Source organism: Streptomyces sp. NPDC001604 (assembly GCF_042893475.1).
GTDB lineage: Bacteria > Actinomycetota > Actinomycetes > Streptomycetales > Streptomycetaceae > Streptomyces.
Genome location: NZ_JBIAUY010000020.1, coordinates 22,926 through 35,722, shown reverse-complemented (window position 1 = coordinate 35,722; position 12,797 = coordinate 22,926). Strand labels below are relative to the sequence as shown.

The window sequence follows — 12,797 nt, the reverse complement described above, 5'->3', positions numbered from 1 at the left end:
CCCTCGGTCAGCCGGCCGCGTACACGTCCTCGACGTAACGGCCGTCCGCAATCAGTGCGTCGAGCCACTCCTCCGCCGCCGTGCGGTCGGCTCCGGGCGTGCGGTCTCGGTACAGCGTACGGAACGCCTCCCGCACGCCCGGCGCCATTTTCGAACCGTCGCCGCAGACGTACACCCGGGCCCCGGCGCCGAGCAGTTGCCAGACCTCGTCGGCCTCGGCGGCGATGCGGTGCTGCACGAAGGTCCCCGTGGTGCTGAAGGCCGGGCGGAGCGACACCACCCCGGCGGCCTCGGCCGCGCGGAGTTCCTCGGCGTGCAGGAAGTCCGCGTCGGGTGCGTCGCAGCCGAAGTAGCACAGAGCGGCGGCCAGTTCGGTGCCGGCCGCGACGGCGGCCGTGCGGTCGGCGACGGCTCCGCGGAAGGGGGCAAGCCCCGTGCCCGCCGCGATCATGACGACCGGGGCGGAGTGGTCCACCCGGAAGGCCTCCCGGCACGGCTGGACCCGGGCGAGGATCGTCTCGCCGGGAGCGACGGTGGCGAGGTGCCCGGACCCGGTCCCCCGGTAGACGCCCTTGCCGGAGCGTGCGGGGGCTTCGAGGAGGGAGACCATGAGCTCCACGTGGTCCGCGTCGACGGCGGGTGAGGAGGAGACGGAGTAGTGGCGTGGCCGCAGCGGCGTGAGGATCTCCAGGAGCAGCGGCCAGTCGAGGGCGCCGCGCAGGGCGGGGTGGTCCTCGATCAGCTCGACGAAGGTGCGCGGGTCGTCGGCCGGGAGGGCGGTCAGGGCAGCGCGCTCGGGCGGGCAGGGGTTGGCGGCGGCGAGCGCGGCCCGCTGGGCGGCCGTCGGCCGCTCCTGCAACTCCACGTGGTGTGTGAGCAGTTGACGTACCGTCATGGGCCGGTCGATCGCCAGGCCGTCTCGGCGGGGGCGGGTGGCCCGGATGTCGAGGACGGTGTCGGGGTCGACGCCGAGGGCGGTGGCGGCGCGGTCGACGAGAGCCGGGGCGTTGACGGGCAGCACGGTGAGGTGGTCGGCGGTGCGGTAGGCGGTGCCGTCCGGCAGGGCGACGCGGACGAAGCGCTTGCGGCGCGGGTGGCCGGGGGCGGTGAGGTCGTACGCCTCGGTGACGGTCATCGGAAGGAGCCCGTGCCGTTCGGCGAGGGCGTCCAGGGGGCCGCCGGTGAGGGTGCGGACCTCGTACGCGGTGGTGGGCTCGTCGGCGGCCGGTGCGGTGGCGTCCGGGTCGCCGTACCGCTCGAGCAGGGCCGTGCGCAGTCGGGCCGTGAAGTCCCTTACGGCGCCGGTGAGATCGCCCGAGGCGTCGGCGGCGGCGCGGTCGACGAGACGGGTGGCGCCGAGTTCGGCGAGGCGGTCGTCGATGCGGGCGGGGACGTGCTGGTAGGTGGCGGCCCAGTTGCGGTCGCCGACGCCCAGGACGGCGTAGGTGACGTCCGCCAGGTCGTGGGTGTCCTCCAGCCAGGCGGCGAAGGCGGTGGCGTCGTCGGTGGGTCGGCCGTTGTAGGAGGCGGCGGTGATGACGACGGGCCGGTCGGTGGGCAGGCCGCCCGCGTGGGCGTCCAGGGGTGCGACCTCCGTCTCGCAGCCGATCCCGGCCGCTTCGTCGGCGAGGCCTGCGGCGAACTCGCGGCAGGTGCCGTAGTTGCTGCCGTGCAGGAGGAGGACGCCGGTGCCGGGGCGGACGCGGGCCGGGAGGGCGTGCGGGTCGGGGCTGTGCGGGGTCCCGGCCGGGCGGGTTCCGGGGAGGACGCCATGGTGGCGGTCGGCGGTGGTGCGCGGGGTGAGGGTCAGGGTGAAGCCCTCGGGCTTGAGGGTGAGGGTCTCCTTGACGTGGAGCGCGTAGTCGGCGTGGTCGTGCAGGCGGTAGCGGTGCACCAGCATCGCCAGCAGCATGGTCGCCTCGTGCAGCGCGAACTGCCGTCCGATGCAGGCGCGTTCACCGGTGCCGAACGGTTTGAAGGCGTGCGCCGGGCGGGCCGCCTCCGCCTCGGCGGTGAACCGGGAGGGGTCGAACAGCTCGGGGTTGTCGCCCCAGACGGGCTGGCGGTGCAGCATCGGGGCGAGCACGGTGACGGCCTGTCCGGCGCGCAGCGGGATCCGGCCGCCGAGCAGGGTGTCCTCGCGGGCGTGCCGGCTGAAGGCGGCGGCCGTGGGCCACAGCCGCAGGGCCTCGTTGAGGACCTGGCGGGTGTAGGTGAGCCTGCCGATCTCGTCGTACGTCGGCTCTGGGTCGGCCTTGTCGCCCCACAGGGCGTCGGCCTCGCGCTGGACGAGCTGGAGCGCGGTGGGGTGCTTGGCCAGGTAGTAGAGGGCGAAGGACATGGCACCGGAGGTGGTCTCGTGGCCCGCAATCAGGAACGTGATGACCTGGTTGCGGATGTTGGCGGCGTCCAGGGTGGTGCCGTCGGCCGGGTGCCGTGCGGTGAGCATGAGGCCGAGCAGGTCCTCGGCGCCGCTCTGGTCGGTGCCGGTGCGGGAGGCAATGACGTCGTCCACGACCTGGGCGAGGTAGGCGGAGTCGTCCCGGAAGGCGGCGTCGGCGGCCGAGTGGTCACGGCCGGGGATGCGGGCGAGCCGGGTCATGCTCCACTCCAGGCAGCGGACCATCGACTCGACGAACGGGTGGGGTTCGTCCCGCCCGAAGGACCCGAAGTCGTAGCCGAATCCGGCGAGTCCGATGGTGTCGAGGGTCATCCGGGTCATGTCGTCTGGCACGTTGACGGGCTGTCCCTCGCGGGCGGCCCGGTCCCAGGACGCGATGAGCCGCTGGGCCACCTTGAGCATCACGGGGTGGTAGGTGCGCATCGAGCCGAGCGCGAAGGCGGGCATCAGGATGTCGTGCGCCTTGGCCCAGTTGGGTTCGTCGTTGTACGCGGTGAACAGGCCGTCGGCGGTGAACTCGCGGACGTTCTCCAGGGCGGGCCCGACATGCTTGGCGAACCGGGTCTCGTCGGCGAGGTCGGCCACCAGGTCCAGGTCGCCGACGAACAGCGTGTCGCGTCCGTGCAGCCGCCGCAGGAGGACCGGGCCGTGCTCACGCATGAGGTCCATGACCTGCTGGATGGGCGTGCGGCCGGGTCCGGTGGCGGTGATGTCGACGAGGGGGACACCGGGGAGGGGGGCTGCGGTGCGGGGGTGGAGGGCGGTGGGGGGCATGGCGCGACAACTGCCTTTCGCGGTACGGAAGTACTGCGATCCAGGTTGGTCCAGCGGATCCGGCCGTCCGCGCCACCGCACTACATGATCGTGTAGTCAAGAACGTGCCCGGGGGCTTGCGGAAGCCCTCAGGAGGGGTTCTCGTCCTCCGTCGCGGGGCAGAGGGGCCGGGCGGTGGTGCCGCGCGGGATCAGGCTGGTCGGCAGGACGATGTGCCGCTCGTGGTCCGCCTCGGGGTCGTTGATCAGCTGCAGGACCAGCTCGCCGGCCACGCGGCCCATCTCGGAGGGCGACTGGGCCACCGTGGTCAGGTCGAACCACTCGGCCAGCGGCTGGTCGTCGAAGCCGAGGACGGACATCGCCTCCGGCACCTCGATCCTGGCCTTGCGCAGGGTCGAGATCAGGGTGGCGGCGAGCTCGTCCTGCTCGGCGAAGACCGCGGTGGGCGGCTCACGCAGGCCGAGCAGCTGCCCCAGGGCTTCGGCGACGGCGCGCTTGTCCTCCGCGGGGGCGGCCACCACGAGGGAGTCGTCCACGGGGATGCCCGCCTCGGCGAGCGCCTGCCGGTAGCCGTGCAGCCGCGCGTGCGAGCTGAAGGAGAAGCCGGTGGCGCCCGGGCTCTGCATGAAGGCGATGCGGCGGTGGCCCAGGTTCAGCAGGTGCCGGGTGCCGCTCAGGGCGCCGGCCGCATCGTCGACGTACACGCTCGGGCGTCCCTCGGCGTGCTGGCTGACGTAGATGACCGGCATCCCGAGGTCGTCGAGCCGTGCGCTCTCCTCCTCGGTGAGGTCGAAGCAGTGCACCAGCAGGGCGTCTGCGTTGCGGCGGGCCGGCAGCTGTTCGAAGAACGAGGCGCGTTCGGCGAGGTCGGGTATCACATAGAGGGCCAGTTCCATGTCCGCGGCGCGCAGCAGCGGGCCCAGGCTGGACAGGGCCGAGCCCATGAACCACGACTTGAGGGTGGGCACGAGCACCGCCACCACACCGGTCCTGCCGGTCACCAGACCGGAGGCCTGCCGGGAGACCGCGAAGTTCAGCTCGCGTGCGGCCTGTTCCACGCGGGCGCGGACGTCGGGCGAGACGCTCGACAGGCCGCGCAGCGTGCGGGAGACGGTGGACGTGGAGACCCCGGCCCGTTCGGCGACATCGGCCATCGTGGGGTGCCGTTGAGCTGCTGGCATGGGCGGACGTTAGCACAAGCGTGCACTGAACCGCCCTCCTTTGTGACAGCGCTGTCACGGCATTACTTCCGCGTAACGCATTGACGTGCCGCCTGACCTGCTCCTAGCTTGCAAACGTTGTCTCGAAGGGAACCAATCAATTGAGCAGATCTCAACTCTATGTGCTCTGACCTGCATATTGTGATCTGCAATCGCTGCCCTGGGAGTGACTTTGAGGATCAGGAAGACCAGAGCGCTGCGGCGCTCCGGGGCGCTGTGCGCTGGGCTGGCCGCCGTTGCCGCGTGTGGCACCGGCGGCGGCTCCGTGTCGAGTACGGGGCGCGGCCCCATCACCTATGTCGCCGGCGCCGACAACACCGGCACCGTGCAGGCGGTGCTCGACCGCTGGAACAAGCTGCACCCGGGTGAGAAGGTCACGTTCGTCCAGCTGCCCACCGATCCCGACGCCCAGCGGCAGCAGATGATCCAGAACGCGGCGACGAAGTCGGACGCCTTCACCGTGCTGTCCCTGGACGTCGTGTGGACCTCGGAGTTCGCGGCGCACCGCTGGGTGGACCGGCTGCCCGAGGACCGCTTCCCGCTGAGCCGGATGCTGAAGCCGATCGTCGCGACCGGCATGTACCGCGGCGGTCTGTACTCCGTCCCGGCCAGTTCGGACGGCGGCATGCTGTACTACCGCACCGATCTGCTCCAGCAGGCAGGCATCACTCGACCGCCGGTCACCTGGGCGGAGTTGAAGGCGGACTGCGCCAAGGTGCGCAGACTGCCCGCAGCCAAGGGCATGTCCTGTTACGCGGGCCAGTTCCAGAAGTACGAGGGCCTGACGGTGAACTTCGCCGAGGCGGTGAACTCCGCGGGCGGAGTCGTCACCGACGCCCGGGGGCGCCCGCACCTCGACACCCCGCAGGCCAGAAAGGGCCTGGACTTCCTGGTCCGCTCCTTCCGGGACGGCACCATCCCCAAGGAGGCCGCCACCTACCGTGAGGAGGACGCCCGCCGCGCCTTCCAGTCCGGCAGGCTCGTGTTCGAACGGCAGTGGCCGTACATGTATCCGCTGGTGAACAAGAAGGACGGCTCCAGCAAGGTCGCGGGCAAGTTCGCTGTCGCACCGCTGCCCGGCCTGAACGGGCCCGGCGCGTCCAGCCTGGGCGGCCACAACCTGGCGCTGTCCGCCTCGGCGAGGAACAAGGCCACGGCGCTGGACTTCATCCGGTTCTTCACCAGCCAGGAGACGCAGCGCTTCACGCTGAACTACGCGCCGGCGGCGCCCACGTACCAGGCCCTGTACCAGGATCCGCGCCTGGTGAAGAAGTATCCGTACCTGCCCGTCCTGAAGCAGTCCATCCTGCATGCGGTGCCGCGGCCGCGGGTCTTCGGCTACGGCGACGTCACCGCCGCCGTGCAGCGGGAGGCGTTCGCCGCGCTGACCGGAGCCAAGAGCAGCGCGAGCGCGCTCGAGGACCTGCAGAAGGACCTGCGGCAACAGGCGGCGGGGCAGTGAGGAGACACGACATGGTGACCACCCACAATCCGCCGGACAGCCTCGACCGGCCGGAGGCGAAGACCCGCGGCAGCGACGGCCGGGCCCTACGGGCCCCCTGCCGCAGAGCCACCTCCGGCGAGGGCAGGCTCGGCGCCCTGCTCGTCTCACCGACGCTGCTGGTCCTGGCGGTCGTCGTGCTCTGTCCGACGATCGTGGCACTGAAGGACTCCTTCTACGGCACCCCGGGTCTCGACCCGCAGACGGGGTTCGTGCGCGAGCACGACCCTTTCGTCGGCGCCGACAACTACACCGCGATCTTCGGGGCGGCGGGCGACCGCTTCTGGAACGCCTTCTGGAACACGACCTTCCTGACCGTCACCACGGTCGCCCTGGAGACGGTGCTCGGCATCGCGATGGCGCTGATCATGCACCGTGCGCTGCGCGGCCGGGCGGTCGTCCGCGCGTCCATCCTGGTGCCGTGGGCGATCCCCACCGCCGTCACGGGTCTGCTGTGGCGCTGGATCTTCAACAGCGACGGAGTGGCCAACGCCTTGATCGGCCGGCAGATCCTGTGGACCACCGAGGGGTTCCACGCCAAGGTCGCGGTCATCGTGGCCGACGTGTGGAAGACGGCTCCGTTCATCGGGCTGCTGGTGCTGGCCGGCCTCCAGGTGATCTCCAAGGAGGTGTACGAGGCTGCGCGGATGGACGGAGCGGGCGCACTGCGCCAGTTCTGGAACATCACGCTGCCGCTGGTCAAGCCGGCCCTGCTGGTGGCCGTGCTGTTCCGCACGCTCGACGCGCTGCGCATGTTCGACCTGCCTTACATCCTGATCGGCGCGCAGAAGACGTCCGTGGAGACGCTGTCCATGCTCGCCCAGGACCAGGCCGCGAATGTGCGGTTCGGGCCGGCTGCCGCCTACGCGGTGATCCTCTTCGTCTACGTCTTCCTCATCGCGCTGGCGTTCGTGCGACTGCTGGGCGCCGACGTGGTGCCGCGCCGCCACAAGGCGGTCGCCGCATGAACTCCGCCGCCCTGCACCCGGTCCTGCGCAGAGCACTGCTCTGGCTCGGGGTCGCCGCGGTCGTCGCCTACTGCCTGGCACCCTTCTACTGGATGCTGGTCTCCAGTCTGCGCCGCACCTCGGACATCTTCGACAACTCCCTGTTCCCTGCGCGGATCTCCTTCGAGAACTACCGTGCCGTGCTCGACCCGTCCGAGAACTTCACCCGTGCCCTGTTCAACAGTCTTGTCGTAGCGGGCATCACGACCGTATGCGCACTGCTGCTGGCGACGTTCACGGCGTATGCGATGGCACGGCTGGAGTTCCGCTTCAAACGGTTCGTGCTGACGCTGATCATCACCACGTCGATGTTCCCGGTGGTGTCGATCGTGGTGCCGCTGCTCAAGATGTTCGTCGGCTTCGGCTGGATCAACACCTACCAGGCGATGATCGTGCCGAGCCTGTCGTTCACGCTGCCGCTCGCGGTGTGGAACCTGACGGCGTTCTTCCGGCAGATGCCCGACGAGCTGGAGCACGCGGCCATGATCGACGGCTGCACCCGTGCCCAGGCCTTCCGCCGCGTCATCATTCCGCTCGCCGCGCCCGGCATCTTCACCACCGCGATCATCACCTTCATCGCGGCATGGAACGAGTTCCTGATCGCGCTGTCGATGACGAACAAGCCCGACATCCAGACCGCACCCGTCGCGATCTCCAAGTTCGCCGGGGCGACCCAGTTCGAGACGCCGTTCGGCAGCCAGATGGCCGCCGGGGTCCTGGTCACGGTGCCGCTCGTGGTGGTGGTGCTGCTGTTCCAGCGCCGGATCGTGGCCGGCCTCACGGCGGGCGCGGCGAAGTAGCCCCTTTCCCCACTGATGTACCCCCACCGATGTACGAGGAGTACGCACCCATATGTCCACCAGCACCGCACCTTGGTGGCGCGACGCCGTCATCTACCAGGTCTACGTCCGCAGTTTCGCCGACGGCAACGGCGACGGCATCGGTGACATCGCGGGCATCCGCTCCCGGCTGCCTTATCTGAAGTCGCTCGGCGTGGACGCGATCTGGATCAACCCCTGGTACAAGTCGCCGATGGCCGACCACGGTTACGACGTCGCCGACTTCCGTCGGATCGATCCGCTGTTCGGCACGGTCGCCGAGGCGCAGCAGCTCATCGACGAGGCGCACCGGCACGGCATCCGCGTGATCCCGGACATCGTGCCCAACCACACCTCCGACCAGCACGCCTGGTTCCAGGCGGCGTTGGCTGCCGGGCCCGGCAGCCCGGAGCGGGAGCGCTACGTCTTCCGGGCCGGCCGCGGGGCGGACGGCGCCGAGCCGCCCAACGACTGGGTGTCCTGCTTCGGCGGCCCGGCCTGGACCCGGCTGCCCGACGGGGAGTGGTACCTGCACCTGTTCGCCCCCGAGCAGCCGGACCTCAACTGGCAACACCCGGAGGTGCGGGCCGAGTTCGAGTCGATCCTGCGGTTCTGGTTCAGCCGTGGCGTGGACGGCTTCCGCATCGACGTCGCGCACGGGCTGATCAAGCATCCCGAGCTGCCCGACCTGCCGCCGCGCCCGGAAGCGGCACCCGACGGGCCGCGGCAACACCTCGACCACCCGCACTGGGACCGGGACGAGGTGCACGACATCTACCGCGCCTGGCGCCGGGTGGCCGACGAGTTCCCCGGTGACCGCTCCTTCGTCGCCGAGGCCTGGGCGGACACCCCGGAGCGGCTCGCCGCCTACGTCCGCCGGGACGGTCTGCACACGGCGTTCAACTTCGACTTCCTGATGTCGAGTTGGGACGCGAAGGAGCTGCGGGCCGTGATCGACGACTCCCTCGCCATGCTCGGCGCGGTGGGCGCCCCTGCCACCTGGGTGCTCTCCAACCACGACGTGATGCGCCATCCCAGCCGCTACGGCCGCAAGGTGGTCCGGCGCTGGGTGGCCAACGAGCCCTACCGGCCCGAGGGGCCGCTGGACCTGGCCCTGGGCACCCGGCGGGCCCGCGCCGCAGCCCTGCTGATGCTCGCGCTGCCCGGCGGCGCCTACATCTACCAGGGCGAGGAGCTCGGCCTGCCGGAGGTCGAGGACCTGCCCGAGTCCGTCCTCCAGGACCCGGTGTGGGAGCGGTCCGGGCACACCGACCGCGGGCGCGACGGCTGCCGGGTGCCGATCCCGTGGTCGGGGCGCAGTGCCCCGTACGGCTTCAGCCCGGAGGGTGCGACGGCCGAGCCCTGGCTGCCGCAGCCGGGCGGCTGGGCGGACCACAGCGTGGCCGCGCAGGACGGTGTCGAGGGCTCGATGCTGGAGCTGTACCGCGCCGCCCTGCGCCTGCGCCGCGACCGTCCGGCCCTCGGCGACGGCGGCCTGAGCTGGCTCGACGCCCCGGCCGGTGTCCTGGCCTTCCGCCGCGAGCCCGGCTTCGTGTGCGTGGTGAACCTCTCGGCCGAGCCGTACCGGCTGCCCGAGCACACCTCGGTCCTGCTGGCGAGCGGCTCACTGGACGATGGTCTGCTCGGACCGGATCAAGCAGCCTGGCTGGCCACATGATTGTGTAGTGCATGCAGTGCGTGTCGCCGTCGTAGGTGTCGCCGTCGTGCATGTCGCCGTCGTGCTGGTGGCAGGAGGTCTTGGTGGAAGAGGGCCGTCGGGAGGCCGTGATGTGGCGCAATCGCGCCCTGACGCTCTTCGACCGGGTCTCCGTGCCCGTCGCGGTGTGCGACGCCTACGGCGCCGTCCTGCTGGCCAACCCGGCGATGGCGGCCGAGTGCGGTACGACTCCGGGGCGGCTGCGCGGCCGTGATGTGCTGGAGCTGTTCCGGCCGCAGGAGGCCACGCAGGTGGAGCGCATCGCGCAGGCGCTGCGGCTGCGGCACCGCTCGCGCTATCAGGTGTCGGTGTGCTGGGAGGTGCCGGGCGGCGGCGAGCGGTTCGGGGAGCTGACCGCCGACCCGGTCAGCGACACCGTGGAGGAGACGCCGGCCCTGCTGGTGATGCTGCGGGTACGGGGCGAGCGCGAGCCGCTCGGTGAGGAGCCTGTGCGGGTGGCGCCGGTGGAGGCCCGCATCCTGGCGCTGCTCGCCGGCGGCGCCACCACCGCCAGGGCCGCCAAGGATACCGGTCTCAGCGCGGACGGCGTCACCTATCACCTGCGGCGGCTGTCGGCGCGCTGGGGCGCGTCGAACCGTACCGAACTGGTGGCGCGCGCCTATGCGCTCGGCGTCCTCACTCCCGGGGTGTGGCCGCCGGGCGCATAGGCGGTGCCCGCCCCTTCGGGTGCGCCGAAGCGGGCGAGGGTGTGCCAGATCATCTTCAGGTCCTGCAGTTCGTGGCGCCCGGTGCGGGCGGCGTCGCCGATGATCCGCGGGTCGACCCGGCCGTCCTGGGCGATCCGGGCGCCCAGTTCCGCGTACTCCGCCCCGCGGTAGTCGGCGTGCTCCCGCAACTCCGCCACGCCCAGCCGGTATCCGGGGTGCCACTCGACGGGGCAGGGCAGCAGGCGGGCGGCGGCCTCGACGGGTGTGCCGCGATAGCTCTCGTCCAGGACGAGCGCCTCCATGTGCGCGGCGAGCAGCACGCCTCCGTGGACCTGGGCCTCGATGTAGTCGTTGAGGGCGTCCTGCTCGTCGGCCTCGGCGAGCGCGATCAGCGACATGCCGGCAGCCACCCCGAAGTCGGTCGGCTCGGCCGCGCTGTCGGGGTAGCAGAAGGTGGTGCGGGCGAGGGCGTCCGCGGTGAGCCGGAAGTGCGAGGAGCCGAACCGGGGCGCGGCACCGACCACTTGGCGCCGGAAGTTCAGCGCGCCGTACACGGGCCGCTCGTGCGGGTCGGCGTCGTCGTAGGCGCCGCCGAAGATCCGGCTCTCCCAGCGCCAACGGTCACCGCCGGGGTGTGCCGTGAGCCCGCCATTGCTGGTGCCGGTGACGAACTGCGAGTGGTAGGCGCCGTCCTGGGCCAGCGCCTGGAGGATGGGCAGCCCGCCGGCCAGCCGGTCGGGGTGGAAGTTCAGCGTGATCCGCAGGTCGGGGCCGAGGGCCGGGCCCGTGGAGCGGGCGGCGACATGGCCCAGCGCCCGCCGCGCCCGCGGTGAGCCGACGTTCCCGGAATCCACTCGTCCCCCTTCTCGAACCGGTCCCCGAAGCGACTCGAGGAACGCCCCTGAGACCCCCTCATGAGATCACTCAGAGGTCGGCCACCGCCAGGACGATTTTGCCGCGGTTGCTGCGCCGCTCCAGCAACTCATGGGCCCCACCGGCCTGTTCGAGGGGTACGACGGTTTCGACGGGCACCCGGTACGCCCCGGAGGCGACGCGCTCGGCGAGCTCCCGCAGATCGTTGCGGGGGTCGTAGCCGTGGATCTGGAGGTTGGTGAGCTGGAAGCCGAGGACGGCTGCGTTCTTCGGGTAGAAGTCGCGGGTGTCGACGGTGCTCGGCTCCAGGGCGACGTTGGCGAGGGCCACGACCCGGCCGCCGTGGCCCACCTGGCGCAGACTGCGGGCGAACGCCCGGCCGCCGACGGTGTCGAGGACGACGTCGGCCCCTCGGCCGTCGGTCAGCCGCAGCACCTCTTCGACCTCCGCGTCGTCGGGGTGCGCGGAGGTGTCGACGGTGACGTGGGCACCGAACTCCCCCGCCCAGGCCGCCTTTTCGGCCGATCCGGCAAGCGCGATGACCCGGGCGCCCGCCTCCGCGGCGATCTGCACGGCTGCGCTACCCACCCCGCTCGCAGCCGCCTTCACCACCACCGTGTCCTCCTTGGTGACCCGGGCGAGATGGCGCAGGCAGTACCAGGCCGAGAGCCAGGCCACGGGGAGGGTGGCCGCCTCGGTCAGGCCCACGACCTGCGGCAGGACGGTGACCTGGGTGGCGGGCACGACCGCCAACTCGGCATAGAATCCCGGGGCGTTCACCCCGTCCAGGGCCATGACCCGCTGCCCGACCTCCAGACCGGTCACCCCCTCCCCCACCGCCGCGACGACGCCCGCCGCCTCCACGCCCGGGATCAGCGGCGGCCGCCCGGCCCGGTGGTAGACGCCCCTCCTGATCAGCGCGTCGGCGCGGTTCACGCCCGCCGCCGCGATCCGCACCAGCACCTCGCCGGGCCCCGCCACGGGGTCGGGCACCTCGACCGGCACCAGCACCTCCGGGCCGCCGAACTCGTCGATCCGTACCGCACGCATACCGCACCCGCTTCCTGCCACAGCCGCCCACGCGACTGACACCGGTTGAAGTGGTGTCACCATCCAACACCAGTTCAACCGGTGTCAAGGGTTCGCGGCCGCGAGCGACACCATCTGAACAGGTGTACGCTCTCCCCCATGACCGGCACCTCCGCGCCGCCCGCCGACCCGGCGCTCGCTTTCCCGTTCATCGGCGGCCGCCCCTGTCTGAACTTCGTGGCGACACTCGGCCGGCGGCACGCCTCCGCCCCCCTGGAGCGACTCCCCGACCCGGCCGCGCTGGCCCGCTGGTTCACGGAGGCGGAGCTGACCGCGGACGGCGAGCCGGTACGGGTCACCGCCCGGGACCTGACCGGCGCCCGCGACCTGCGCGAGGCCCTCTACCGCCTCGTGCGCACCTCGAGGGCCGGGCAGTCTCCGGAAGCGGCCGACGTGGAGCTGATCAACGAGGCGGCGGCCCGCCCCGACCTCGCCCCCCAGCTGGGCCCCGTACGCTGGACGGCCCGCCAGCCGGCCCGGGCCGCTCTGGCGACGGTCGCCCGCGATGCCGTCCTCCTGGTGCGCAGCCCCTTGCTGGAACGGGTCAAGAAGTGCGAGAACCCGAACTGCTCGCTGCTGTTCCTGGACGACTCCCAGGCCCGCCGCCGCCGTTGGTGCTCCATGGACCGCTGCGGCAACCTCGCGAAGGTGGCCGGCTACCGGTCCCGGAGCCGGGGCGTCTCCACCCGGTGAAGGTGATCAGGGCGTGAGGCCGCCTTGATCAGGGCA

At 71.6% G+C, this 12,797-nt stretch carries 10 protein-coding genes; 6 read left to right on the top strand and 4 right to left on the bottom strand.

Annotated features, from left to right (window positions below):
* Positions 1–7: 7 nt before the first annotated feature.
* Both ACFY1E_RS38490 and ACFY1E_RS38485 read right to left on the bottom strand, forming a co-directional pair.
* Complete coding sequence (locus tag ACFY1E_RS38490; RefSeq protein WP_389084782.1) at positions 8–3,175, bottom strand: cytochrome P450; 3,168 nt, start codon at positions 3,173–3,175, stop codon at positions 8–10.
* 128 nt (positions 3,176–3,303) lie between these two features.
* Entirely contained in the window at positions 3,304–4,356 is a 1,053-nt protein-coding gene (locus ACFY1E_RS38485; protein ID WP_389084780.1) for a LacI family DNA-binding transcriptional regulator, read from the bottom strand.
* A gap of 211 nt (positions 4,357–4,567) precedes the next feature.
* Here ACFY1E_RS38485 and ACFY1E_RS38480 point away from each other — a divergent pair, with 211 nt between their 5' ends.
* The 5 genes from ACFY1E_RS38480 (at position 4,568) to ACFY1E_RS38460 (ending at position 10,106) form a co-directional block, all read left to right on the top strand.
* Positions 4,568–5,857 carry an ABC transporter substrate-binding protein gene (locus tag ACFY1E_RS38480; protein ID WP_389084777.1) on the top strand — a complete coding sequence of 430 codons (1,290 nt, stop codon included), beginning with the start codon at positions 4,568–4,570 and terminating at the stop codon, positions 5,855–5,857.
* Positions 5,858–5,868: 11 nt separating this feature from the next.
* Positions 5,869–6,864, top strand: coding sequence for a carbohydrate ABC transporter permease (locus tag ACFY1E_RS38475; RefSeq protein ID WP_389084774.1), 996 nt, complete (start codon positions 5,869–5,871; stop codon positions 6,862–6,864).
* The gene (locus ACFY1E_RS38470; protein ID WP_389084772.1) at positions 6,861–7,703 is read left to right on the top strand and encodes a carbohydrate ABC transporter permease; all 843 of its coding nucleotides are present in this window, start codon (positions 6,861–6,863) and stop codon (positions 7,701–7,703) included. The genes ACFY1E_RS38475 and ACFY1E_RS38470 overlap by 4 nt, the downstream gene beginning before the upstream one ends.
* 52 nt (positions 7,704–7,755) lie before the next feature.
* Complete coding sequence (locus tag ACFY1E_RS38465) at positions 7,756–9,399, top strand: glycoside hydrolase family 13 protein (RefSeq protein WP_389084769.1); 1,644 nt, start codon at positions 7,756–7,758, stop codon at positions 9,397–9,399.
* 110 nt (positions 9,400–9,509) lie between these two features.
* A complete protein-coding gene (locus ACFY1E_RS38460) occupies positions 9,510–10,106 on the top strand; it encodes a PAS domain-containing protein (protein ID WP_389085106.1) in 597 nt (198 codons plus the stop codon).
* On the opposite strand, the gene ACFY1E_RS38455 is transcribed toward ACFY1E_RS38460, so the two are convergent.
* Together ACFY1E_RS38455 and ACFY1E_RS38450 are read right to left on the bottom strand one after the other, a co-directional pair.
* Positions 10,058–10,960 carry a DUF3626 domain-containing protein gene (locus ACFY1E_RS38455; RefSeq protein WP_389084766.1) on the bottom strand — a complete coding sequence of 301 codons (903 nt, stop codon included), beginning with the start codon at positions 10,958–10,960 and terminating at the stop codon, positions 10,058–10,060. The two genes, ACFY1E_RS38460 and ACFY1E_RS38455, sit on opposite strands and share 49 nt — an antisense overlap.
* Positions 10,961–11,030: 70 nt before the next feature.
* Positions 11,031–12,029, bottom strand: coding sequence for a zinc-binding alcohol dehydrogenase family protein (locus tag ACFY1E_RS38450; RefSeq protein WP_389084764.1), 999 nt, complete (start codon positions 12,027–12,029; stop codon positions 11,031–11,033).
* Positions 12,030–12,167: 138 nt separating this feature from the next.
* On the opposite strand from ACFY1E_RS38450, the gene ACFY1E_RS38445 reads away from it, so the two are divergent.
* Positions 12,168–12,761 carry a CGNR zinc finger domain-containing protein gene (locus ACFY1E_RS38445; protein ID WP_389084761.1) on the top strand — a complete coding sequence of 198 codons (594 nt, stop codon included), beginning with the start codon at positions 12,168–12,170 and terminating at the stop codon, positions 12,759–12,761.
* Positions 12,762–12,797: the final 36 nt, after the last annotated feature.

Coding starts and splice junctions, on each gene's coding strand:
- ACFY1E_RS38465 (WP_389084769.1), top strand. CDS start 7,756: ATGTCCACCAGCACCGCACCTTGGTGGCGCGACGCCGTCATCTACCAG.
- ACFY1E_RS38490 (WP_389084782.1), bottom strand. CDS start 3,175: ATGCCCCCCACCGCCCTCCACCCCCGCACCGCAGCCCCCCTCCCCGGT.
- ACFY1E_RS38460 (WP_389085106.1), top strand. CDS start 9,510: ATGTGGCGCAATCGCGCCCTGACGCTCTTCGACCGGGTCTCCGTGCCC.
- ACFY1E_RS38475 (WP_389084774.1), top strand. CDS start 5,869: ATGGTGACCACCCACAATCCGCCGGACAGCCTCGACCGGCCGGAGGCG.
- ACFY1E_RS38470 (WP_389084772.1), top strand. CDS start 6,861: ATGAACTCCGCCGCCCTGCACCCGGTCCTGCGCAGAGCACTGCTCTGG.
- ACFY1E_RS38450 (WP_389084764.1), bottom strand. CDS start 12,029: ATGCGTGCGGTACGGATCGACGAGTTCGGCGGCCCGGAGGTGCTGGTG.
- ACFY1E_RS38445 (WP_389084761.1), top strand. CDS start 12,168: ATGACCGGCACCTCCGCGCCGCCCGCCGACCCGGCGCTCGCTTTCCCG.
- ACFY1E_RS38485 (WP_389084780.1), bottom strand. CDS start 4,356: ATGCCAGCAGCTCAACGGCACCCCACGATGGCCGATGTCGCCGAACGG.